The 23,905-nt window shown below is 60.1% G+C and carries 21 protein-coding genes; 7 read left to right on the forward strand and 14 right to left on the reverse strand.

Annotation, left to right across the window (positions count from 1 at the left end; genetic code table 11):
- The first annotated feature begins 20 nt into the window (after positions 1 to 20).
- Together yghU and D7241_RS11165 are read left to right on the forward strand one after the other, a co-directional pair.
- Positions 21 to 860 carry a glutathione-dependent disulfide-bond oxidoreductase gene (yghU, locus tag D7241_RS11160; RefSeq protein ID WP_408101583.1) on the forward strand — a complete coding sequence of 280 codons (840 nt, stop codon included), beginning with the start codon at positions 21 to 23 and terminating at the stop codon, positions 858 to 860.
- Positions 861 to 1,508: 648 nt separating this feature from the next.
- The gene (locus D7241_RS11165) at positions 1,509 to 2,276 is read left to right on the forward strand and encodes a hypothetical protein (RefSeq protein WP_408101584.1); all 768 of its coding nucleotides are present in this window, start codon (positions 1,509 to 1,511) and stop codon (positions 2,274 to 2,276) included.
- 258 nt (positions 2,277 to 2,534) lie between these two features.
- Here D7241_RS11165 and D7241_RS11170 read toward each other — a convergent pair whose 3' ends face one another.
- The 10 genes from D7241_RS11170 to D7241_RS11215 all read right to left on the reverse strand — a co-directional run bounded on the left by D7241_RS11170 (position 2,535) and on the right by D7241_RS11215 (position 14,596).
- Complete coding sequence (locus D7241_RS11170; protein ID WP_408101585.1) at positions 2,535 to 3,020, reverse strand: DUF4126 family protein; 486 nt, start codon at positions 3,018 to 3,020, stop codon at positions 2,535 to 2,537.
- Positions 3,021 to 3,127: 107 nt separating this feature from the next.
- A complete protein-coding gene (locus D7241_RS11175; RefSeq protein WP_408101586.1) occupies positions 3,128 to 3,532 on the reverse strand; it encodes a hypothetical protein in 405 nt (134 codons plus the stop codon).
- 356 nt (positions 3,533 to 3,888) lie between these two features.
- Complete coding sequence (locus D7241_RS11180; RefSeq protein WP_408101587.1) at positions 3,889 to 5,724, reverse strand: ABC transporter ATP-binding protein; 1,836 nt, start codon at positions 5,722 to 5,724, stop codon at positions 3,889 to 3,891.
- A gap of 505 nt (positions 5,725 to 6,229) precedes the next feature.
- Positions 6,230 to 7,630, reverse strand: a complete 1,401-nt coding sequence (locus D7241_RS11185; protein WP_408101588.1) for an autotransporter outer membrane beta-barrel domain-containing protein — start codon at positions 7,628 to 7,630, stop codon at positions 6,230 to 6,232.
- A 550-nt stretch (positions 7,631 to 8,180) separates the two neighbouring features.
- Positions 8,181 to 8,558, reverse strand: coding sequence for a DUF1993 family protein (locus D7241_RS11190; RefSeq protein WP_408101589.1), 378 nt, complete (start codon positions 8,556 to 8,558; stop codon positions 8,181 to 8,183).
- Positions 8,559 to 8,842: 284 nt separating this feature from the next.
- Positions 8,843 to 9,271 carry a hypothetical protein gene (locus D7241_RS11195; RefSeq protein WP_408101590.1) on the reverse strand — a complete coding sequence of 143 codons (429 nt, stop codon included), beginning with the start codon at positions 9,269 to 9,271 and terminating at the stop codon, positions 8,843 to 8,845.
- A 331-nt stretch (positions 9,272 to 9,602) separates the two neighbouring features.
- On the reverse strand, positions 9,603 to 10,514 hold the full coding sequence (locus D7241_RS11200) for a hypothetical protein (protein ID WP_408101591.1): 912 nt from the start codon (positions 10,512 to 10,514) through the stop codon (positions 9,603 to 9,605).
- A 335-nt stretch (positions 10,515 to 10,849) separates the two neighbouring features.
- Positions 10,850 to 12,904, reverse strand: a complete 2,055-nt coding sequence (locus D7241_RS11205; RefSeq protein ID WP_408101592.1) for an ATP-binding protein — start codon at positions 12,902 to 12,904, stop codon at positions 10,850 to 10,852.
- 303 nt (positions 12,905 to 13,207) lie between these two features.
- Positions 13,208 to 14,206 (reverse strand): NAD(P)H-quinone oxidoreductase, encoded by a 999-nt coding sequence (locus D7241_RS11210; protein ID WP_408101593.1) that lies wholly within the window; start codon positions 14,204 to 14,206, stop codon positions 13,208 to 13,210.
- Positions 14,207 to 14,398: 192 nt separating this feature from the next.
- Positions 14,399 to 14,596, reverse strand: a complete 198-nt coding sequence (locus D7241_RS11215; RefSeq protein ID WP_408101594.1) for a DUF2934 domain-containing protein — start codon at positions 14,594 to 14,596, stop codon at positions 14,399 to 14,401.
- Between the two features lie 265 nt (positions 14,597 to 14,861).
- On the opposite strand from D7241_RS11215, the gene D7241_RS11220 reads away from it, so the two are divergent.
- Together D7241_RS11220 and D7241_RS11225 are read left to right on the forward strand one after the other, a co-directional pair.
- On the forward strand, positions 14,862 to 15,674 hold the full coding sequence (locus tag D7241_RS11220) for an AraC family transcriptional regulator (RefSeq protein ID WP_408101595.1): 813 nt from the start codon (positions 14,862 to 14,864) through the stop codon (positions 15,672 to 15,674).
- A 95-nt stretch (positions 15,675 to 15,769) separates the two neighbouring features.
- A complete protein-coding gene (locus tag D7241_RS11225; protein WP_408101596.1) occupies positions 15,770 to 16,156 on the forward strand; it encodes a cupin domain-containing protein in 387 nt (128 codons plus the stop codon).
- Positions 16,157 to 16,253: 97 nt separating this feature from the next.
- Here the strand turns inward: D7241_RS11225 and treS are convergent, their stop codons facing one another.
- Both treS and pbpG read right to left on the reverse strand, forming a co-directional pair.
- Positions 16,254 to 18,323, reverse strand: a complete 2,070-nt coding sequence (gene treS, locus D7241_RS11230) for a maltose alpha-D-glucosyltransferase (protein WP_408101597.1) — start codon at positions 18,321 to 18,323, stop codon at positions 16,254 to 16,256.
- Between the two features lie 277 nt (positions 18,324 to 18,600).
- A complete protein-coding gene (gene pbpG / locus D7241_RS11235) occupies positions 18,601 to 19,539 on the reverse strand; it encodes a D-alanyl-D-alanine endopeptidase (protein WP_408101598.1) in 939 nt (312 codons plus the stop codon).
- A 466-nt stretch (positions 19,540 to 20,005) separates the two neighbouring features.
- Between pbpG and D7241_RS11240 the strand changes: the two genes are divergently transcribed.
- Entirely contained in the window at positions 20,006 to 20,317 is a 312-nt protein-coding gene (locus D7241_RS11240; RefSeq protein ID WP_255979363.1) for a glycine zipper domain-containing protein, read from the forward strand.
- A gap of 14 nt (positions 20,318 to 20,331) precedes the next feature.
- The gene (locus D7241_RS11245; RefSeq protein ID WP_408101599.1) at positions 20,332 to 20,943 is read left to right on the forward strand and encodes an NAD(P)-dependent oxidoreductase; all 612 of its coding nucleotides are present in this window, start codon (positions 20,332 to 20,334) and stop codon (positions 20,941 to 20,943) included.
- A gap of 16 nt (positions 20,944 to 20,959) precedes the next feature.
- On the opposite strand, the gene aroE is transcribed toward D7241_RS11245, so the two are convergent.
- On the reverse strand, positions 20,960 to 21,778 hold the full coding sequence (gene aroE / locus D7241_RS11250) for a shikimate dehydrogenase (RefSeq protein WP_408101600.1): 819 nt from the start codon (positions 21,776 to 21,778) through the stop codon (positions 20,960 to 20,962).
- 50 nt (positions 21,779 to 21,828) lie between these two features.
- The gene (hemF, locus tag D7241_RS11255; protein ID WP_408101601.1) at positions 21,829 to 22,746 is read right to left on the reverse strand and encodes an oxygen-dependent coproporphyrinogen oxidase; all 918 of its coding nucleotides are present in this window, start codon (positions 22,744 to 22,746) and stop codon (positions 21,829 to 21,831) included.
- A 150-nt stretch (positions 22,747 to 22,896) separates the two neighbouring features.
- On the opposite strand from hemF, the gene D7241_RS11260 reads away from it, so the two are divergent.
- Positions 22,897 to 23,874 (forward strand): quinone oxidoreductase, encoded by a 978-nt coding sequence (locus D7241_RS11260; RefSeq protein ID WP_255979355.1) that lies wholly within the window; start codon positions 22,897 to 22,899, stop codon positions 23,872 to 23,874.
- Positions 23,875 to 23,905 lie beyond the last annotated feature (31 nt).

The following is a 23,905-nucleotide window of genomic DNA, read 5'->3' on the forward strand; positions in this document are numbered from 1 at the left end:
TTCAACCCGAGGAGATCACCATGCCTGATACCACCTATGCACCGCCAAAGGTCTGGACGCACGACGCACCGTCGGGCGGCAAGTTCGCCAGTATCAATGCCCCGACCGCCGGCGCGCGGGAGGAGCGGGCGCTCCCGGTCGGCAAGCATCCGTTGCAGCTCTACTCGCTGGCCACGCCCAACGGCGTGAAGGTCACCATCATGCTCGAAGAGTTGCTCGCCCTCGGTCATACCGGTGCCGAGTACGACGCCTGGCTGATCAAGATCGGCGACGGCGATCAGTTCGGGAGCGGCTTCGTCGAGATCAACCCGAACTCCAAAATCCCCGCGTTGACCGACCACAGCCTCGACACACCGGTACGCGTGTTCGAGTCCGGCTCGATCCTCGTCTACCTCGCTGAGAAATTCGGCGCTTTCCTGCCCACGGAAACCCGCGCACGGACCGAAACCCTGAACTGGCTGTTCTGGCAGATGGGTTCGGCGCCCTTCCTCGGCGGCGGTTTCGGGCATTTCTATGCCTACGCGCCGGAAAAGTACGAGTATCCGATCAACCGCTACGCGATGGAGGTCAAGCGCCAGCTCGACGTACTGGACCGCCAGCTGGCCGAAAACCGCTACATCGCGGGCGACGAATACACCATCGCGGACATGGCGATCTGGCCTTGGTATGGCGTGCTGGCGCGCGGCGAGCTGTATAACGCTGCCGAATTTCTCTCGGTGCAGGACTACAAGCATGTGCAGCGCTGGGCCGCTGAAGTGGCCGAACGCCCTGCCGTAATCCGCGGCCGCAAGGTCAATCGTACCTGGGGCGACGAGTCGGAACAGGCGCCTGAACGGCATAGCGCCTCGGACCTCGACTGATTGGCCCGATCGACGCGGAGGGTGGTAAACGGCAGCGCCTTTTCCACCGTCACCCCGGGCCTCGCCGTAGCCAAGAGAACGTAAGATGGGCCGTGCGGCGTTCCGCTTCAGCCCACCAATGCGTCTACCTCTGGTGGGCTGAAGCCCACCCTACCCTTACCACTAGCACCGCTCGCCTCGGCGGCCGGCCGACGCTCATCGCAACCGGCGTTGCCTGCCGCCAACCCCAGGCAATCTTCGACAAAAACACCTACGCCACTAGCCAAGCCAGTCGCGTAGTGTGGGCCGGGCGGCGTTCCGCTTCAGCCCACCAACATCCCGTTCACCGCTGATGGACTACGGCCCTCCATAGAGGATCGCTCGGTCAGGGTTTAAACCAAGGCAGTGGCTCGATGGGTTGCACCCAACCTACGGAGCGGGTGTCCGAGCCAGCGAACTGCCATAGCGCTCGTGCAAGGCGAGTCTGACCGCTGATCCTCCAGTTCTGAACTATGGCAGTACGGCCTGACCCAATGTTCATGAGCGTTGCACGTGAGACCGGTGACGCAGCCATCATTCATGGCTGCTCCACCCGGACCTCTCGTCAGGCCACCCTGATAAGCGCAGCGCTCCAGATACCTAGTTGTTCAACACAACGCGAGGTGAACCATGAAACACACACTGGTAGCAGCGTTCGCAACACCAACCGACGCCAGCCGCACCTACGGCGACCTGATGTCGAGAGGCATTCCTCAGGAGCAGATTCATACCGTGGGCGCCGATAGCGCAGAAATCCATGGCTACGACGCACCCTACTCCACCGCCAACAGCACGGTAGACCGGACACATCACGAGTCCAAAGTAGCCCACTTCTTCAAGTCGCTTTTTGGCCATGAGCCTCACGAAGATCATCGCCGCCACGCCACGGCCTATCCGGAGGCTGTGCGCCGAGGCGCCACGGTGATCGCAGTCGACGTGCACGACGACGATCAGTTGGTCAGGGCGCGCGATGCGCTGGAGTACAACGGCGCCATTAGCATTGACGAGAGCGGAACCGGTGCCAGCGGTACGGCGGGCACGCAGGGCTATGCCGGGCCGACCAGCCCTTATGCCGGTGCGACCGGCGGTGACAGTCATCTCGACAAGCATTTCGTCGGGTCAACCACCACGATCTCCAATACCCATTCCGACAGCGAGCGCCTCGCCCACGCGGCGGGCGCCGGCCCGACTGGCGACCCGTCCGCTACCAACCATGGCAGGACAGCTACTGTCGATACGGACCGATACGATGTCGGCAGCAGCGCCAAACGAGCCGGTACGGATTTTCCAGACACCTTGGCGACCAACCCCGTGACCGGCGGCGGAAACACTGTGCACGAATCCGGACAGGCCAGGACCTGCAGTGACCGAATCTGTGTGATCCAGCGACCAAGCTGATTCCCGACGTGAACCCTGTGCTGCACGATGCACGCCGCGGCTCGAGAAGACTTTCGAGCCGCGGCGTACGTAGGGGCGCCTTTGTGCGACATCCGATGGAATGGTCGTGATGAGTGTCGGCAGCAACGTCATCCAATTGCGGACTCCAGAGAATAGGGAGCCCGTGATTGGCCGCTTATCCACGACAGGACGGGTGGCAACGCTACCGCCTGCCGCTCCGTTGCGCGCGGGCACATTCCGCTCTGCTTTCAGCGCCGTTCAGCCCAAAGCGCGTCGTAATCCAGCGCTCCCGATCGTCCACGCCACACAATCTTCAGTCAGCCCCAACGCGGCATTGGCCAGCGAATTGCTCTGGTAAGGCTTGCGCAGCTTGAGTCCGATCTCTGACGCGACCAGCGCTGCCGTCGCGCCGATCAGCGCGGGTAGCCAGATCGGCTCCCGCCGTGCGCCAGCCAATGCCGCCGCGGTCACGCCACCCGACAACGCACGAAACATCATCGAAGGCAAAATCGTCCGATCCGGCGCAAAGGGCATCTTGTCGCCCAGCAGCTCGGCAGCGGCCATGGGCATCAGAAATTGCTGGGCGCGGTGCGAGGCCAGCGTACGAGCCGGCTCGTCTGCTTCATCAATGTCGTCATGCGTGGCCAGCGCTCGGCTGGTCATCGCTGGCGCCACCGTGCTGCGCATGCCTGTCACCAAGCCCAGCGCCAGGGCACCCCAAAACAGATTGCTGGATATCGTCATCTTCAAATCTCCCGGTGGTTGTTAATACCGACCGGCCTCGCACCGCAGGCGTTCACCTGGGGGGATCGACTGTCGATTCAACCCAACCGCTACCTACTGGTCAGCTATCACCATTGGTAGAACCCATAGATCACCACGCCAAGGCCGAACCCCATCTGCGCCAGTAGCAGCGCACGGATAGCGAAGGTATAGCTGATGACCGGGTTCTGCCCCTGCGCATCGTTGGCAAAGAGTCGGTAGCTCGCCGGAAACTCGGACTCGATCTCCCTCAGCGCCGTAATGGTCAGTTGCAACAGCTGGCGGCTACGCGCATCGACGAGCCAAAAGACCGCGGCCAGCAAGACGGTGAAGGCGCCCAGCAATACCAGCAGCCCTGGCGAGAAACCCCGCTCCAACGCGGCCAGCACACCGCCATCAGCAAAGATCGCCAGCACGACGAAGAAGTTGAAGCCACGCAGACGTTGCTCGGCATTGAGTTTGAAATGCGCCCAAACGAACCCTCGACTATCCACGCGATTCCCCTCCATCGAAAGGTCGGCCATGTGACCCGTTCAAGCCGTGCCGTGCAGGATCGCTTTATCGGCCGTCAAGCCCGTGGCAACCCGGACGTGCACATCAATCCTGACCCAAGGATGGCATCGAGCGAAGCGTACCCACCGGGGCAAACCTAAGCCCTGCCCGTCTTACCGATACCGGTAATCTTCAATCATTCATATGAGAGCGTCGCCGTGACGATAAATCCCATCGACAGCGGTTGGATAGCAGAGCAAGGGCTTCCCGGTAGGGTGGGCTTCAGCCCACCGCGCACAACGGCACCGCCCCGGTGGGCTAAAGCCCACCCTACGTGCCGATCTTCCATCCTCGTCGGTCACTCGACGCCGACAAACCCGCCCGTCTGGTGCTGCCACAGGCGCGCATAGAGGCCGCCGCGCTCGATCAGTTCGGCGTGGGTGCCGGTCTCGATCACCTGACCCTTGTCGATCACCACCAGGCGATCCATGCGCGCGATGGTCGACAGCCGGTGCGCGATGGCGATGACCGTCTTGCCTTCCATCAGGGTATCCAGGCTCTCCTGGATCGCCGCTTCGACTTCCGAATCCAGTGCCGAGGTTGCTTCGTCGAGCACCAAAATCGGCGCGTCCTTGAGCAGCACCCGGGCGATGGCGATGCGTTGGCGCTGGCCACCGGAGAGTTTGACGCCCCGTTCGCCAACCATGGCCTCGAAGCCTAAGCCACCCTGGCTGTCGTCCAGCATTTTGATGAACTCGTCCGCACGGGCCTTGCGCGCCGCTGCCCAAAGTTGTTCTTCGCTGGCGTCAGGCTTGCCGTAGCGCAGGTTGTCGCGAATCGAGCGGTGCAGCAGCGAGGTGTCTTGCGTGACCACGCCGATATTGGCGCGCAGGCTTTCCTGATTAATGTCGGCGATGTCCTGGCCGTCAATCAGGATGCGTCCGCTTTCCAGGTCATAGAGGCGCAGCAGCAGGTTGACCAGCGTGGACTTGCCGGCGCCTGAAGGCCCGACCAGGCCGATCTTCTCGCCGGGGCGAATGTCGATGGTCAGGCCGCTGATCACGCCGCCCTTTTTGCCGTAATGGAAATGCACGTCTTCGAAACGCACGCCGCCCTTCTCCACCTGCAGCGGCTTGGCGTCCTCAGGGTCGAGCACGTCGCGGGGCCGGACGATGCTCTTCATGCCGTCCTGCACGGTGCCGACGTTCTCGAAGATGCCGTTGACCACCCACATGATCCACTCGGCCATGTTGTTGATGCGGATCACCAGGCCCAGCGCCAGGGCGATGGCACCGGTGCTGATCAGCGCCTCGCTCCACAGCCACAGCGCCAGCGCGCCGGTGCCAACGATCAGCAAGCCGTTCAGGCAGGTGATCAGGAAATCCAAGCTGGTGATGGTGCGCGACTGCAGGCGGAATTTGCCGAGCAGCTCCTGCATCGCCTCACGGGCGTAGCTTTCCTCTTCCCTAGAATGGGCAAACAGCTTGAGCGTGGCGACGTTGCTGTAACCATCGACCACCCGCCCCATGACCTTGGAGCGCGCGGATGAGGCAGCCGCCGAACGCGCCCGAATGCGCGGCACGAAATACCAGAGCGCGGCGCTGTAGCCGACGATCCACAGGACCAATGGCACGATCAGCCGCACATCGGCGGCGGCGAACAGATACAGCGCGCTGCCGGCGTAGACCACCACATGCCACAGCGCGTCGATCACCTGCATGGCCGAATCGCGCAACGATGGGCCCGTCTGCATGACGCGCTGGGCGATGCGCCCGGCAAAGTCGTTCTGGAAGAAATTCAGGCTCTGCTTGAGCACATAACGGTGGTTCTGCCAGCGAACCAGATTGGTCAGCCCCGGATTGATCGCCTGATGGGTGAGCAAGTTATGCAGGCCGAACACCAAGGGCCGGATGATCAGCGCCACCAACGCCATCCACAGCAGTTCGTTGCGGTGTTCGGCGAAGAACGTCCGCGCATCGCTCGTTGTCTGCGCCATATCGATCAACTGGCCGAGAAAGCTGAACAGCGCCACCTCGATCAACGCCGCGAAAAAGCCGATCACCAGCACAGCGGTCATCAACGGCCAAACCTGCTTCAGGTAATGCGCGTAGAACCGCAGCATGCCGGCGGGCGGCGCGACGTCAGGGCTGGGCTTGAAGACATCGATCAGGTTTTCGAAACGGCGGAACAACATGGGGTGAGGTCTGCTTTGGCGGGTGGGCGGGATTGACGCGTCTTGCTGGCGACAGATAGAGCCGGTCGTGGAAACGGCATCCGGGGCCGTCCGCTTGGAGATGGTTAGAGCTCTGGCACGCGGATTTAGCCGATGCAGCGTAGCAGTACCGACGCACCTGACGCCGAGCACGACCGACGGCCCGCTGCATGTTTGTTGGACGCTAACAGCCCGGCAGAGTTACCGCATTCGCATGCTGAACCTGTTTCTACCTGTCGATTCGGCTGCGTTCAGCACTCGTAGGGTGGGCTTCAGCCCACCGCTAATGTTCGTCCGTTCCGGTGGGCTAAAGCCCACCCTACATATCTGAGCCTGCTCCCACCTGTCGATTCGGCTGCGCCAGGCGCCGCGTCTTGGTGATCACCACACTGAACCGAACAGCACCAGTCACGACGCTACCCGCCATGTCTGGCGCACCAAATAAAGAAGCCCGCACTAGGCGGGCTTCCAGTAGTACAACGATTTATTAGAACGCGAGCTGGTAAGAGGCAGCTATCCAAAGGTTGGGCATGTCACTGCGCGAGGTGCCGTTCAACATGAACGAAACGGTACCGGGACCAACCAAGCCCTCCACACCGGCGCCAGCCTTCACCCAGTCATTGGTGACTTCCTCTCCCTTCACCTTGAAAGTGAAAAGACCAGTCACATCACCGCTGACGCCAGCGGTACGGTCTTCAAACCGATGCGCGCCTTCTAGGTTCGTGACGAAGTCGAAACCTGGAATTGGAAGAGGCGTTTTGGTGTTGAAGCCAAGGCGAGCTTCAGTGTATCGGTCAGTCTGGCTATCAAAACGAGCAGGAGCATTGCCGCTCTTTTCGATGTACCCGTCGACCCGGGCATTCGTATAGCTAAAGTCCACATATGGGCTGATGCCAGTTTTATGAAGGGTAAGCGCATTTACCCAATCCAAACGAGCGCGAGCACCCCAAGTATCGGTATCGGCTTTGCCGCGGGACGAGTCAAGGGCGTCGCCATAAATGTAGCCACGGCGAATTTCACTCTCACCCCAATGGCCGAAACCGCCAAACGTTGCATACACGCTGTGCTGCTCAGATACTGGGATGATCGCTTCCAGCATCACGTATTGGCCATCTGCATCGATGTCGCCGCTGTATGCGAGATTCTGCTTCGCCCAGGTCTGGCCAATGGAAACGTTGATCTGCGCAAAGCCGAAGTTCCTACCAAGCCCAAACTCAGCTACGCCATTGGAGCCATCGCGTTCGCCGTGGTCATCATGACCCCAGTCTCCGCCTATCCAGAAGGTATTCTTGCCAGGCTCGACTAAGCGTGCAATTGGGCGGCTATGTGCGCCGTTAATCAGGACGTTGACGTTACTGGTAACGGAATTGATACCAGAGGAGGCAGAGATCAGGCTGTCTACAGAGGACGCTAGCGTGATCATCTCTTTCTCAATTACCTCCGGCGGCAACGGCGCTTCAGGTGCCTCGGGCGTTTCTGGAATTTCAGGCGTTACTGGCGATAGAGCAGTTCTCGTGGCGGTCGCGTAGGAATACGGGTCATCTACCCTCGGACAACTAGTTGGGCAGTTGATAACTGATCCTTGGTAGTAGTCGATCGAGACGTATCCGTTGTTCAATCCATAGCCGAACAGTAGAAAAGGCGCGCCTGGTAGCTGGTCGGTAATCAATCCGGACAACGCAAACGACAATGACTGGTTTCCCCACCAGTATTGGGATTCAAGCAGAGACGGCATATCGGTATAGGACGTGTATGCGGACCCAATGGTGTATTTGTAACCATCGTATTCAACGTCCATGGTACCGGGGGCAGCGTGAGCGGCAGATATGCAACCCATCAACAGCGCGCTAAAGATAGTGTTGGGCAAAAGCTTGTTGAAGCGACGCATGAAAATCCTCTCCGAAAAAACGCCCCAAAACAGATCGCGACTCGCCATCCAGCGAGCGGCGCGGAAATCTATGCCTCGCAGAGGCTAAACGCCATCAAAATCTTACAGGCGGTAACGCCTCAAAGACTTATCGGCGTTCAGTAGCCCATCTGAAGGTAAAACGAAGCTTGGCGACATACGGTACGTTGCAGGGACATTTGCGGTACCTGTATTGGCACACCGAAACCTGCACAGGTTAAGGAGCTAATGCGTATGTCTCAGCCGGTGTTTTCATGCCGAGAGCCGGATGCGGTCTGCGGTTGTTATCAAGCCTTTTATCGCTCTGTCGGCGTGCTGTAGCGTCTCAAACCGATTCTGGGGAGAAAATAAATCTGTCCCCTTTTCGATTTGATCCGACGTTCGAGAGAGTTGGTACGGCGCGTGGAAGTTGCTTTTGCGTGATAAGACGAACGAGCGGACAGCAAAGTGAACGATGTTTGAATTTGAGTGAGAACGACCAGCAAGCAGAGAGGACGGATAAATAAATCCGCCTCCCCTTTCTGCGACCTCGCTAGCCCTTTGGAATCGACTCAGGACGCAGATAAGGCAGCATATGAGCCACGTAGTCCGCTTTGCCGAGATTGATCCCTTCTTTACGCAATATCGAATAGGCGGTCATGACGTGGAAATAGAACTGAGCCAGCGTCCAATCACGGGCGTATTGCTCCGCCGTCAGGTCGAAAATCATCCCGTTTGCCAGTTCGTGGGCGATTGGCTTATCCGCGTTTGCATCCAGCGCATCGGCTGTGAGCCCGTCGAGCAACGCGACCGTCTCATCGATCCGGGCATAAGCATCAGCAAGAGAACCTGGCCGCTCGCCAGCCTGCCGCCCCTCATCCAACAGCTCGTGGATGGCAGCCGGGAACGCCTCTCCTCTCAGACGACACATGGCTTCTCTGGCCTGCACACACGCAAAGCGAACCTGAGTCGACAACGGAAACATCGGGCGCCAGCCGCGCGGATAACAACGCCTGCGCCTCTGCTTCCGGCAGCTGGGTCTGCGCCTTTTTTAGCCAGCCTGAGAGGTTTTGAGCATTTGTGTATAGGTTGGGATGAGGAGTGTCGTTAGCTGCATGGCTTCTTACCTTATGGGATTGAGGGCTGCGCCGAAGGAAGTGACAGGGTGCTATGAGGATAGTCATCTGAAAGATAAAAAATCCGTCCATTCTTCGCTCAGACGGACGCTGAGGGAGAGATCCTGAAATCTGACAGGATGAATACCGTCTCGCTGTGTAGAACCGCTTCTACCTCGGATAAAGACGCGAGCCTTTTATGGATCAGCCTTTCCATCTCTGTGCCGGATGTGATCTTTACGTCTAGTACATACGCTTGTTGATCGAATTTCAGTCGAGCTGAATGCTTGGTTAACGTCTTACCCGTTTCAATCAGCGCAGTTGCCGAAAGCTCATGGTCAATCAGAGTCCGGGTGGTTTGGCTATTCAGCCTTTTCTTATTGCCTCTCAGCTCCTGGGCTGCCAGCCAGCCACCTACCCATATGGCCACTATAACAACCCAAACCCAACCATACGGTGGCGGACGCCTAACAGAATAGCCATGACGACTACCCAGCCATTCGACGATGGCACTAACAACTTCTTCCATGTGGCTCCCTCAAATCGTCGATTCGGGCCAAGTCACTAGTTCGTCATGACGGTCTATCGCGGGCAAAATCAGCGGGCCGCCTTTGGGCACTTTGTCAAAGAGCCTCGATTCCCTACCTGCCTGCTGTATATCGAAATGCCAAGCGGTAGTTCAAGCCCGCTCACAAGGCTAAAGGCCCAGCGCCGGGCGGCCCGGCGAAACATCCGGCGGAAAATAAATCTGCCCCCCCTTTTTCCACGGAAAAATCAATCTGTTCCCTTTTCCCCCAGCTAAAATTCCTAGCTCAATAAAAAACAATAGCGAAGCGATAACCCTGCCGTGAAATTATTTGTTAGTTTTTTTCTTCTATTATTTCACGAAGAAAAACTAGCTTAGGAATTTTGTTGTATTCTTTGTCGTGCCCGAAAATTACGGTGACGCTTGCATTTACTTTACGTTTATCAAGTAGGTCTTCTGGATTTATAGTCGGATCTATCTGCAATCGCACTCTTTTCTTGTGAAGCTCTGGAACAACTACTGCCCAACCTCGTTTTGTGCTGTCGAGATCTATTGCTCGGATTTCAAGCTCGATATTGCTGTAGTCCTCTATATATTCTTCGTCTTCAGGCTCCTGAACAAAACGCGGCATAGCTTTAACAGATTCATTTTGAATCCGCAGCTTTTCATTGCCGTTAAAAGTTATACTTGCTTCAGAATCACGTTTTGCTGGACTAACCACTCTGATGGCATTTTTTGCCAGTTTTTCTTTGTCGTTTATTGCATTATCAATTATTGCCTTAAAATCTTCAGAGCTTAGCTCAACCATTCCAGCCCCAATTTGAATGATTGTATTATTGTTGGCTTCAATTGTTGCCTTCTGCTCAGGAGTGGCAGATTTATCCTTACCAAGATAATAAGCCCCACCACTCAAAATCATAGCCAAGAGGATAGAAGATAAGAGCTGTGGATTATTCATAATATTATCCATGCCAACGCGCTCACGCACATTAGCTATAAATTCATCGAACCTCTGTTGGTTTCCAAAAACAAACTTCACTACGATATCTTCCCAGATACTGTCAGATTTCAGCTCGTTTATGTAGACTTCAACTGACTGTATTTTGGTTCCTGGGAACATCGCCTCTAACACATCAGGCGATTGACGAATTATTGCTTCGAGTGCGAGAAGAGACTCAGCAACATCCTTGATCGGAACCAGATCTTTATTAGAGTAGTAAATTTGTTGGTGGATAGATAATTCCATGCTCATTCCTTTGTTGTGTTAATGATTAAGCCATGGCGCCGGCTTTAGCTAACCCAGTGAGCGAAGCGAACGATCTGAATCACTAGTTCACTTCAACGTAAGGAAAAGGAGTGCCATCTGTACCTGTCCTTGGTTCAAGCGTGATGCCCGCTGGGCTTAAGCCGGGGCGGGGCGTGTGATTGAGTGCGCAATCCTGATGCGTTTGGCCACGTTACCGGCGGTGCCGAATCCGGTAAAGCATCCGATAGGCTTAATCACCGAATTATGGGTTACTGGAACGGCTTCGCTTAGCGGACGGCGAGGGTGGGGAACGCTGGGAAGGCGGGACGCAGACCTTAGCCGGCTTGAACCCCCAACATCTCTCTTACCTTGGCGGCGAGGGCATCGATGGCGAAGGGTTTGGTAATCACGGCCATGTCTGGCCCGAGAAAGCCGCCGGCGGTGGCGCTTTCGGCGTAGCCGGTGGCGAACAGCACTTTCAGACCGGGGCGGTGTTGGCGGGCGATTTCTGCAAGCTGACGGCCGTTCATGCCGGGCAGGCCGACATCGCTGACCAGCAGGTCGATGCGTTGGGCGCCTTCGATGATGGGCAGCGCTTCGACGGCGTCGCCGGCTTCGAGGGTTTGGTAGCCGAGATCGTCGAGCACTTCGATTACGAGGGAGCGGACTACGGGTTCGTCCTCGACGACCAGGATGGTTTCGCCCATGCCTTGGGTGGCCAATACCGGCTCCGCCGTCATGGGTGCTGTCTCGCCCTTGTAGACAGGAAGGTACAGGTAGACGCTCGTTCCGCTGCCGGGCTTGGATTTGATGTGGACGTAGCCTTTGGCTTGCTTGATGTAGCCGTACACCATGGACAGCCCGAGCCCGGTGCCCTGACCGATGGGTTTGGTGGTGTAGAAGGGCTCGAATGCCCTGTCTCTGACTTCCGGTGTCATGCCCGTACCGGTGTCGGTTACGGTCAGAAGGATGTAGTCGCCTTCTGCCAGGACTCGCTTTTGCGGATCAGGCTTTTTACCCATGTGAAAGCTGCTTGTCGCGAGGGTGATCTTGCCCCCCTGAGGCATGGCGTCCCGTGCGTTGATGACCAGGTTGAGCAGGGCACTTTCAAGCTGGTTGATATCCATGCAGGCGGGCCGCAAATTGGGGGCCAGCGCCGTGACGATGGTGATGTTTTCGCCCGTGGTGCGATGCAGCAGGTCTTCGAGCGAGGCCACCATCTGGTTGACGTCAATCGGTTTGAGATCCAGTGCCTGCCGGCGGGAAAAGGCCAGCAGCCGTTGCGTCAGGGCCGCAGCACGCTGGGCGGAGCTGGCCGCGGCGTTGATGTAGCGGTCGAGATCCAGCGGCTCGCCGCGGCGGTGGCGCCGCTGCATGAGGTCGAGGCTGCCGATGATGCCGGTGAGCAGGTTGTTGAAGTCATGGGCGATGCCGCCAGTGAGCTGACCCACGGCTTCCATCTTTTGTGCCTGATGTAGCGCTTCTTCTGTCCTACTGCGCTCGGCCAGTTCGGCCGCTACCCGCGCTTCCAGGTTCTCGTTGAGCTGCCGCAGACGGTGCTCGCCGATGCGCAGGGCCTCTTCGGCATGCCAGCGTGCACTGATGTCAGTACAGGCCCCGGCCACATGGGTGGGATCGCCCACCGCATTGCGGAACACCTTGGCCTTGCACGCCAGCCATTGCTCGGGGCCGGCGCGCGCCAACCGAAACTCCACCGAGAAGTCCTGGCGGTCGGCGTAATGCTCCATTGCCTGGCATATCCGTTGTCGGTCGTCAGGGTGAACATGCTGCAGAAAGGCCTCGACGGTATCGAGCTTCTGGCCCAACGGGAGATTGAAAATCTGCTCCATGGCGCTATCGAAGTGAAGGATGCCGTCCGGCAGGTACCAGTTGAAGGTGCCGGTCCCAGAGGCTAGCAGCGCGGCGCGAAAGCGCTCGTCGAGATAGTCCATCCGCTGCCTGGACTCTTCTCGGCTGAGGAGCTGCTCAGTCACGTCCTCGGTCTTGTGGACGATGCAGTACATCTTTCCCTTTTTGTCGAAGACCGGAAGGTTGGTGGGGCTCCAGTACCGCGCTTCGTAGTTTTGGCCTTCAAGTGCGGGGCTGGGGACGTCGTATTTGATGATTGCCATGCGGTCGGGCATCCCGGTTTGCAGGACGCGATCCAGCGAAGCGCGTAATGCGCAGCTACCGAACTCATCCGGCTCGTCCGGATTCTTGCCGAACACGTCGAATATCGAACGGCCGACGCAATTTTCGCGGCGCTTGTTGATGGCAAGCAGGTGGGCGTCGCTGGCCGCCAGAATGATGAAGTCCGGGTTGGCGGACAGGACCAGATGAAGCACGGGCAGGGCTTCGAATATCGCCTTGAAATCCAGTTCTTGCTTCATCAGCTTCAGCATCGACCCCCGCGGAGGGCACCCTCTATTGAGACAGATGCTGTATTCGGAGGTGCGGTGCGATAAGCCACACCACCGCGTGAAACGACCCATTTTACGGGCCGAAACGGGCTGGAAGCGGCTGATTAAAGCGGTCGCACCGACTGTCGGCTGCGTTGCGCAACCGCAGCCGGACGACGGCCGGCACAGGCGAAGGCTACCGAAAAGCCGTCTGACCCGGCAGCGCGCTATGACGCGTCTGTCGAATGCTCGACCGCTCCGGTACGAGAACCGAAACGATCTGCAATGTAGAGGTTACGGCTCGACCTTCAGCATGATCTTGCCGATGTGCCGGCTACTTTCCATCAGCCGATGGGCTTCGGCGACCTCTTCGAGGGGGAAGGTGGCGTGAATCACGGGGTGGCACAGGCCCTGGTCCAGCAGTGGCCAGACCTTGTCGTGCAGTGCCTTGGCGATGTCTGCCTTTTCCTCGCGGCTGCGGGGGCGCAGAGTGGAACCGGTGAAGGTCAGGCGTTTGCGCATGACGGGCGAGGTGTCGAGTTCGACGCGGCTGCCTTTGAGGAAGGCGATCTGCACCAGTCGCCCTTCCACGGCGAGGGATTTGACGTTGCGGGGGATGTAGTCACCGCCCACCATGTCGAGGATGACGTTGACGCCGTTGCCGTCGGTGGCTTGCGCCACGGCTTCGACGAAATCCTCTTCGTGGTAGTTGATGACCCGATCCGCTCCGGCGCGCACGCAGGCCTCGGCCTTCTCGCTGTTGCCGACGGTGGTTAACACGGTGGCACCGAATTGCTTGGCCAGCTGGATCGCAGTCAGGCCGATGCCGCTGGAGCCGCCATGTACCAGAAAGATTTCACCGGGCTGCAGGCCGCCACGCTCGAACACGTTGCTCCATACCGTGAAATAGGTTTCCGGTAACGCCGCCGCCTCCAGCAGGGAAAGCCCTTCGGGCACCGGCAGGCAGTGTTCAGCCGGCGCCACACAGTATTCGGCGTAGCCACCGCCCGGCGTCAGGGCGCAGACCTGATCGCCCAGTTTCCAGCCGCTCACTTCAGTACCGAGCGCGACGATCTCGCCTGAGACTTCCAGGCCGAGCAGGGGCGACGCGTCCGGCGGAGGCGGGTAGCTGCCGGAGCGCTGGAACACGTCTGGCCGGTTGATCCCGGCGTAGGCCACTCGCACCAGCACATCGTGCGGGCCCGGTTCGGGAATCGGTCCTTCGACCAACTTCAGACATTCTGCAGCGCCACCCGGACGATGCTCCACATGACGCATGGTTTCCGTAGTCATCAGTTCGTGTTCCTCCAAAATCAAGACAGCCGCGCTTTACGGGCGGCTCGCCGTAACACGGTAGTGCGCGCCGACCGCAGCGCCAACCCCTCGCTGGGGCAAGGTATGGATTTGTTTCGCTGAGGCAGCCATCGGCCCGAGCGGGTCGACGGCTGTTCTGATCGGCCGATGCAGTCGTTCGGCGCGGCAACCTCACTCCTTCGAGGGTTTCGGCATCGGAATCGCCACGCTGCTTTCTACGCCGCCAGCAGTGGGGTCACCTTCTTTATAAAAGGGCTCCATCTCATCGCGGGCCTGCTTCCAGTGCTCGCCTTCCTGGCCTTCAGGCCGGCCTTTGGCTTCCCATATTTCGTATGCCCTGTCACGAATACGTTGTTCGTCGTCGTTCATGTTGGTCACCTCTTTTTATACGGATTAAGCCGGAGCGCGTCGGTCGCCAGCAGCGCTCGGCTGCCTTGACGTGACGACCCAGCTTTTCAGCAGAGGCGGGTAGCGTGAGGATGGTTCCGGCATTCCTTTCGCAGCCGACGAATCGACTGTTCGGTAGCAGGCTATTCGGGCTCAGCGCGGTTGCGGTTGGCGAAAGCAAAGGGTGCGAGACCTTCTTCCGCCTCGATGGGTATATTCCACTCTCGGCACTCGGATGGCCTCACCGATGAAAAGAATCAGCACTGACCGCGATTGGCTTGCGCGCGCGACCCCGTCGACGAAGATGGAGCGCATCGAAGCCTATTTTCGTGGGCACGGCTATACGCCCCATCGGCACGACACCTATGCCATCGGACGCACGCTATCGGGTGTACAGAGCTTCCATTACCGGCAATCGAAACGGCATAGCTTGCCGGGCGGCACGATGGTGCTGCATCCAGACGAGATCCGTGATGGCGAGGCAGGCACCCAGGCCGGCTTCCACTACCGAATGCTCTACATCGAACCCTCCTTGATTCAAGAAGTGCTGGGCGGCGAGCCGTTGCCTTTCATACCAGGCGGGCTGTCGCAGGATGCTCGGCTGTTTTCGGCTACCAGTCGTTTGCTGTACAGCATGGAAAGCGCACTCGATCCGCTCGAGGAAGATGACGCGATTTACGATCTGGCGCAGGCACTCAGGCTGGCTGCGGGCAAGCGTTGTGGCCGCCAGGCGGTGGATTACGCGGCGGCAGAGCGGGCACGCGCATTCATTCATGACGCCCTTGACCGTCCCATTACGCTGGATGATCTGGTACAGGCGAGCGGTCGCGACCGCTGGAGCCTGTCGCGGGATTTCCGTGCGCTGTACGGCACCAGCCCGTATCGCTACATCACCCAACGGCGCCTGGCAGAGGTGCGCAATCGGCTGGCGGCAGGTCAGTCGCTGACCGATGCGGCGTTGGAGAGCGGTTTTTTCGACCAAAGCCACATGACCCGTCTGTACACGCAAACCTACGGCATATCGCCTGCACGCTGGCTGAAAATGCTCAGGAGCCAGTAGCCGCTACAGGCGGGACTTGCACGATCATGCAAGACGGGCGACGGGCGCGACGCTAGCGTGGTGGTCATTCACCGCAACCGAGAGCGAGCCACGCCATGGATTCCCAAGAGACGCGCACTAGCTATACCGCCATCAACTTCGCCCAGAAATATGCGCTGTTCCATGAGCAGTGGGCGCCGAAGGTCGTGACCGAGATGAACGACTACCAATTCAAAATCGTCCGGCTCGAGGGCGATTTCGTCTGGCACACCCACGCCGATACCGATGAAACCTTCATCGTGCTGGAAGGCGAATTGGTCATCCACTTTCGTGACGGCGAAGTAACCGTGGGAGCCGGCGAGATGTTTGTGGTGAAGAAGGGAATAGAGCACAAACCCAGCGCGGCGCAGGAGACCAAGCTGCTGTTGATCGAACCGCAGGGCGTGTTGAACACCGGCGATGAGACCAACGACCGGACCGCCGTGAACGATATCTGGATCTGAACTACTGCGCCGTCTGCACGCGAACGGTGCCGTTCGGCGCGCACTATAGCCGCGCCGGACAGCGCGGCGAAGGGCCAGTCACGCCCATTCGCCGGCCTTAAAGCACCGGTGACGCAGCGCTCACCACCCGCAGCGCCAGCCCTTCATAGGGATCGAGATTGAAGGTCATCTCGCCATTTTCGGTCAGGTCGCCCTCGATGCTTTCATGAATGATATCCACCACCGGGCCGGGAGCGACGCCAGGGAGGGTAATCGTTTCGCTGATGATCTCCGCGCTGAAGTTCAGCGCGGTGATTTGCACACCCTTGCCGGCAGGCAGCTCATGAACCATCACCAGCAGACCCGGCGACTGCACATCCGGAATCATGATCTGCTTGCTCGCCGCGATGTCGTAGGCCCGGCGCACGCTGAGGATGTGCTTGAGCTGACAGGCGAAGGAGCCGGATGTCTGCAATTGCTCGACCAGACTGCCGTAAAGCGAGCGCGCCCGCGGCAAGCCTTCGGCGGAGGTTTCGGCTTCGGGAGCAAGGTCGGCCAGGTCGTAGGCGCCGCGGTGCAGCCAGCGGGTGTCGCCATCGCCCATCAGGTGCTCGACCTGTTCTGCCTCAAGCGGCAGTGCGCCAACAAGGTCCCAGCCGGAGAGGGCGAAGACGCCGGGCTGCATGGCGTTGAACATCACCAGCAGGATATGCAGCCGCTGGATCTGCTCGATCTCGGCGGCGCCGATAGCGTTCAGGTCGCGAATACCCAGCGCGGCGGTGATGACGCTGACGGTGGTACAGGCCACCCCATTGGTGACGAACTTGAGGTTGTAGGGCGCGTGTTCGCCGGTCAGGCGTTCGTACATTTCCTCGCGAATGTGCTCGCGCAGAATGCCGCCCGGCAGCGTCTGGCCATGGTAGTGATAGTGGTCGTAGGCGTGCAGCGTCCAGAAATGCACGAGCTCGAGGGTCAGCTCGTCGTGATTCTGCATGGCATGTATCAAGGAGGCTGGATCGATCCCGAACGCATGCACCTCGCGCAGCATCAGCCGCAGGAACTCGGTGTCGCCGGTCAGCAGCGCATGGTGATAGGCGGGGCGGGTGATGAAGTCGTAGGACAGGTCAGCACCGCCATGGGACATGCTGGCAATGTCGTCGATGGTCAGGTTCAGTTCCTGGAAACTGAAACCGCCAGCCTTGCGGATAGTGCTGGCGATCAGCTGGTTGCCGGTCACCGACAGCGGATGGCTCTCGGACCAGGCGGTGCCCTCGGCGCGGCGCTCGACGCCAAGGAAGCCATTGGCATCCAGGCGCAGCACGCGCGCACCGGACACGTCGATGGCGTGCAGGGCATCGCCGATGATGAGTTGCTGGGCGGCAAAGGTCGGGTCCAGCCAGTTCAGCGAGGGCTGACCCTCCTTGAAGTAGTGCAGATAGACCCAGCGTCGGCGCTTGCCGTCTACGCCCGTCACAACGCCGGTCGCGCTCCAATCGGTGTCCTTGATGCCGGGCTCGAAGAAAATCACCCGCTGCAGTTGGCCGACTATGTAGTGCTTGTCCTTGAGTTGGTCGACCACGACTGGCGACAGGTTGACCGAGTCGCGCCCTTTGGACACTTCGGGCAGCAAGGGCCAGTCTTCTTCATTGATCTCGACCATGTGGTACAGGCCCGGGTAATCGCCATAGGCCATTTCTGCGAGACGGAAATCGGCGCCTTTGCCGGTATGCGCCGGGACGATGTCGTCGATGACGATGGCGTTGTGCGCAGCGGCCATGCGGCTGAGCTGCAACATCTCCGCCTCGGTGCCGAGGTTGGGGTCGATGTCGAAGCTGATGCGGTCGAAGTTGCCATCAATGGTCGGGGTGAATTCGCGCCCTCGCAGGCCGCCGGAGCGTTTCATCGGGCCGTTGTGGATGCCCTGGACGCCCAGCTCGGACAGGGCACTCCAAAGACGATCGTCGCCCAGCGCCTGGAGCACCGAGCCACCCTCGGGGGTCATGATCGCGGCGGGGTAGGCGGTGAACCACACGGATGAGATTGCACTGGCGTCGCGCGGTCGGGCCTGGGCGTAGGGCCGTTGCCAAAGCCGGGCCTGGCCTGCGTAAAGCCGGGCCCGCTGGCGGGCGGCGTGAAGCATGGACTGGCTTTCCAGCCATTCGATATAGGTGTTGTCTGGTGTGCTCATACGACGTTAGGTTCCCGGTGCGCTGAGGGAAGATGTAGTCGTTTGAGTCGGACGCACCGGCATCGTTGCATTGAGCGATGCGTCGATGCGGTGGAGAGGCGGTTTTTAGCTCAACGCCTTGCTCAGCCAGGGGTGAGATTGCTGGCGGGGTGCGACGTGCGGTCCTGTTCGCGAGCAAGCTCGCCCCTACGGGGCGATTGCGTTTGTTGTAGATCCGCCTTCGTCTTAGCCCGACGCGTTTCGCCAGCGAGCGGGTGTTCCAGCTCGTCGTGCCGCTTCAACGCGCTTCGGCCACCGCAGCGTTGCCCGGTTGCCCGGCCAGCTGGCGCTGCGCCATTTTCTGCTGTTTGTAGGCCAGCGCGGCGGGTGCCACGGGCGTCACCTTGCCGGTCTCCAGCCATTTCTTCAGACGGCTGGCATCGGCCATGTGGGTGTATTTGCCAAAGGCATCGAGCACCACGAAGGCCACCGGGCGCTGGTTCATCACGGTGCGCATCACCAAGCAATGCCCGGCGGCGTTGGTGAAACCGGTCTTGGTCAGCTGGATGCTCCAGTTCGGTTTGCGTACCAGCGCGTTGGTGTTGCGAAAGCCCTCCGTGTAGTTGGGCTTGCGGAACGCCACGGTCTTTTCCTTGGTGGTGCTGAACTGCTCGATCAGCGGGTAGGCCTGGCTGGCTTTGAGCAATTTGACCAGGTCGTTGGCGCTGGAGACGTTCTGCTCGGACAGGCCGGTGGGCTCGACGTAGTGGGTGTGAGCCATGCCCAACGTCCGAGCTTTGGTGTTCATCGCCTGAATGAAAGCGCGATAGCCGCCCGGATAATGGTGGGCCAGGCTCGCGGCGGCGCGGTTTTCGGAAGACATCAGGGTCAGCAGAAGCATTTCCCGGCGGCTGATTTCGCTGCCGATTCGCACCCGGGAAAAGACACCCTGCATTTCCTTCGCTTCACGGATAGTGACGGGAAGATGCTGATCGAGCGGCAACTTGGCATCGAGCACGACCATCGCCGTCATCAGCTTGGTCACCGAAGCGATGGGCACCACCATGTCCGGGTTGCTGGAATAGAGCACTTCGTTGGTCTTGAGGTCTACGAGCAGTGCGCTGCCGGAGGCCAGCACCTGCTGCGGCAAAACCTTGGGTGCAGCCGTTACGGAGGGAGACAGCATGACGCTGCCGCATGCGAGCAGCAGGCCGAGGATGGAATGACGAAATTTCAAAATAGACACCGATGAATTGGCAGTTGAAAAAGACGCACCGATACAGACGGGACGCAGCGCGCATTATAGGTAAACGCAGGTCTCAAATAAGACCCTGACGGCTTTTATTTCGGTGCGTTCGGCTCCGGTTCGGCTCCTTTCGGGGCAAGCCGCTACGCTCGTTTTACACAGGGCGCCCGAGCAATCTCTGTGATTCCGCAGCGCGCAAGCGCCTCTGAAGAGCATCAGTTGCCCTGCTTCAACGCCGGCTCGCGCGAGCCATGCAAGTTTCCAACGTCAATTGCGAGGCGCTTATCGTGCTATCGGCAGACGGGGCGCTTATACGCAATCAGGCCGACGGACGGGAACCTCGCACGTGCTGTGCTGGTCCGCTACCTACCAGACTTGGCCGTATCGAAGGCGCAACAGGCCGCACCTTCGGTAGATCAAGAGGTCCAAACAGCACATTCAAAAGGGGAGAACGATCATGTCCCGCTTCAGCCGCAAGCCCACCACACGCGACGAGATAGAGCGCGAAATTCACGACCTGATGGCCGCCCTCGACGAGCTCAAGCACGACGCGAACCGTGGAGCACGGCATCGCTTCGACTCCCTGCGCGCACGCGCCGAATCACTGTGGAACGACGCCAATTGGGACGAGCACTGCCGCGATCTGTCCAAGCGAAGCCGCGATGCCGGCCGCATGGCCAAGGATTGCGCGCGCGAGCATCCGCTGAGCACCGTGGCGCTGGCAGCCGGCGCTGTCGCGCTGATTGGCTATCTGGTCACGCGCCGTTAATCGGATCACCGCTCATGCTCAACGCCGAGACACCGAGACTCAAGTTCGCCCTGTACGGGGCGCACTCGAGCCTTGGCAATGCCTTGATGTGCGAGTTTCTGAGCCGACAGCACGAAGTCGTGGCACTGGTCGACGATTTCAATTCGATGACGGCACGCCCAGGTCTGCGCACCAAGACCGGCGACCTGTTCGATGCCATCAGCGTGTCGCAGAGCGTCGCCGGGATGGATGCGGTGATCTGTCTATACGGCAGTCCATCTGTGCCCACCGCATCGGGCGCTGCAGCAGAACAGCCGCCGCACGATCTGTATCAGGCGGTCGACGCGTTGTTGTCCGGGCTACCGAAAGTAGACGTCGAGCGGCTGATGCTGGTCGCCGACTTTTCCGCAACGGGTGATGAACCGAACGTCGCCGCCGCGCTGCAGCGCATCGCCGGACATCCGCTGCGATGGACGCTGGTGGATGCCGACGCTGAGGGTGACGATCTATCAATCGAGGATTTCAGCAATCTCGAAGATCTCGACACCAGCGATCGGCGTGTTCAGCTAAGGCGGGTTGCCGCCGGAATCGTCGACGAGCTGGAAACGCCGCAGCATCTGCATCAGCAGATTCACTTCCGCCTCTGATCCGATTTATTCAGGCTCAGCCCGCGAGCTGACGGCGCAGCTCCGATAACACCTGCGCCGATTCGGGCCGTACACCACGCCACAGCTCGAAGGCGGCGGCGGCTTGCTCGACCAGCATGCCAAGACCATCGCGCGTCGTCGCGCCCAGGGCGACAGCCCACTGGCAGAACGGCGTCGGCGCCGCGCCGTACATCATGTCGTAGCAGAAGGTCACGCCAGGGTTGATCAACCCCTCGGCCAGTGGCGGCAGTTCGCCGCTAAGACTCGCCGAGGTGCCGTTGATGATCAGATCGAAGGGGCCTTGGAGCTGCTCAAAGGCAGCGGCCGTCACAGGTCCCAGTTCGGCGAATTCGCCCGCCAGCTGTTCGGCCTTGGCCAGCGTGCGATTGGCGATGACCAGTGCGCTCGGGCGCTGCGCCAGCAAGGGCTCGAGCACACCACGCACCGCGCCGCCTGCACCCAGCAGCAGGATGCGCTTGCCTTGCAGCGCGACGCCGGCATTGTCGAGCAGGTCGCGGACCAGACCGACGCCGTCGGTGTTGTCGCCTAGCAGCGTGCCGTCTTCGAGTTTCTTCAACGTGTTCACCGCACCGGCACGCCGGGCACGGTCGGTCAGTTGGTCTGCCAGTCGGTAGGCCTGTTCTTTGAACGGCACGGTGACGTTGGCGCCCAGGCCCTGTGCGAAGAACTCGTAAGCGAAGCCGGTAAAATCATCCAGCGGCGCCAGCAAGGGTTCGTAATTGAGCGTTTGGCCAGTCTGCTGTGCGAACAGGCGATGGATCTGCGGCGATTTACTGTGGCCGATGGGGTTGCCGAAGACGCCGTAGCGGTCCATGAGTATTTCCTCGAAACTCGTCAGCGATTACAGGCGGTGGCGTGGAACGGTCAGAGCTGCTCGCCCAGCCAGTCGCGGTCCTGTAGAAAGTATTCGGTCAACCGCGCCTCCGGCGTGCCGGGCTCGGGGTGCTTGTCGTAGCCCCAGCTGACCTGTGGCGGCAGCGACATCAGGATCGATTCGGTACGTCCACCCGATTGCAGACCGAACAGGGTGCCGCGGTCGTAGACCAGGTTGTATTCCACATAGCGACCGCGACGCAGCGCCTGGAATTCGCGCTCGCGCTCTCCGAACGGCGTCGCCTTGCGCTTGCGGATAATCGGCAGATACGCCTCGAGATAGGCATCGCCGACGGCGCGCATGAAGGCGAAGCTGGTATCGAAGTCCCACTCATTCAGATCGTCGAAGAAAAGCCCGCCAACCCCACGCGGCTCGTTGCGGTGCTTGATGTGGAAATAGCGGTCACACCATTCCTTGTAGCGCGGGTAGACGTCCGCACCGAAGGGCGCGCATGCGTCGCGGGCGACGCGGTGCCAATGCACGCAGTCTTCTTCGTTGCCGTAGTAGGGCGTCAGGTCGAAGCCGCCACCGAACCACCAGACCGGCGCTTCGCCTTCCTTTTCGGCAATAAAGAACCGCACGTTTGCATGGGACGTCGGTACGTAGGGGTTTTCCGGATGGATCACCAGCGACACGCCGAGCGCCTCGAAGCCGCGACCGGCCAGCTCGGGGCGCTGGGCGCTGGCCGAGGGCGGAAGGCCGGTGCCATGTACGTGAGAGAAGTTCACGCCGCCCTTTTCGATCAGCGCGCCGTTCTCGATCACTCGAGTCCGACCACCGCCGCCAGCCGGGCGGGTCCAGGCGTCTTCGACGAAGCGGGCGCCGCCGTCTTCAGCTTCGAGGGCGGTGCAGATACGGTCCTGCAGGTCGAGCAAATAGGCTTTGACGGCTTCGGTACGCTCGTTCACGAATTCACCTTGGCAAGTAACGGCACCACTCGTGGCAATGATCAGCCCAGCAGTGCTTCAGCAAAAGGGCCGGCAAGCATATCACCCAGCCGATTGACGGATGCGCTCTGGAAGCGTTGGATAGGCTCTTTGCATAAGCCAGGAGTCGATATGTCGCAGCGCATCCAGTTCAGTCAGCATGGTGGTCCCGAGGTTCTCGAGCGGATCGACGCACCCATTACCGCCCCCGGCACTGGTGAAGTCCGGGTTCGCAATCACGCGGTTGGCCTGAATTTCATCGACACTTATTTCCGCAGCGGGCTCTACGTTCCGCCGAGTCTGCCGTCGGGACTGGGCACCGAGGGTGCCGGAGTGGTCGAAGCGGTGGGCGAGGGCGTCCAGGACTTCCAGATCGGTGACCGTGTCGCCTATGCCACCGGCCCGCTGGGCGCCTATGGCGAGCACCACACACTACCGGCGCGGCATCTGGTGAAACTGCCGGAAGCCATCAGCTACGAACAGGCCGCGGCCGTCATGCTCAAGGGCCTGACCACGCAGTATCTGCTACGCCAGACGCACGAACTGAAAGCAGGCGAAACCGTGCTGTTCCACGCAGCGGCCGGTGGCGTCGGTTCGATCGCCTGCCAGTGGGCCAAGGCCATCGGCGCCAAACTGATCGGTGTGGTTGGTTCGGCGGAAAAAGCCGAGCGGGCCAAATCACTCGGTGCCTGGGCGACCATCGACCGCACCCGGGAAGACGTCGCGCAGCGGGTGCTGGAACTCACCGATGGCAAGAAGTGCCCGGTAGTCTACGACTCGGTGGGCAAAAGCAGCTGGGAGATTTCGCTGGATTGCGTGGCGCCACGCGGCCTGCTGGTCAGCTTCGGCAATGCCTCAGGCGCGGTGACTGGGGTCAATCTAGGGGTGCTGTCGCAGAAAGGTTCGCTGTATGTCACCCGACCGACGCTCGCCGGCTACGCGGATACCGCCGAGCGCCTGCAGACCATGGCTGCCGAGCTGTTCGAGATGATCGCCAGCGGCAAGGTCACCGTGGAGATCGGTCAGCGCTATCCGCTCGCCGAAGCGGCCGAGGCACAGCGCCAGCTCGCGGCGGGCAAGACTACCGGCTCAACCATCCTGCTGCCCTGAGGCTGTGTCAGCTAGCCCAGCTCCCTGACGC

The organism is Stutzerimonas sp. VN223-3, assembly GCF_045999685.1.
In the GTDB taxonomy this organism is placed as follows: domain Bacteria; phylum Pseudomonadota; class Gammaproteobacteria; order Pseudomonadales; family Pseudomonadaceae; genus Stutzerimonas; species Stutzerimonas stutzeri_AR.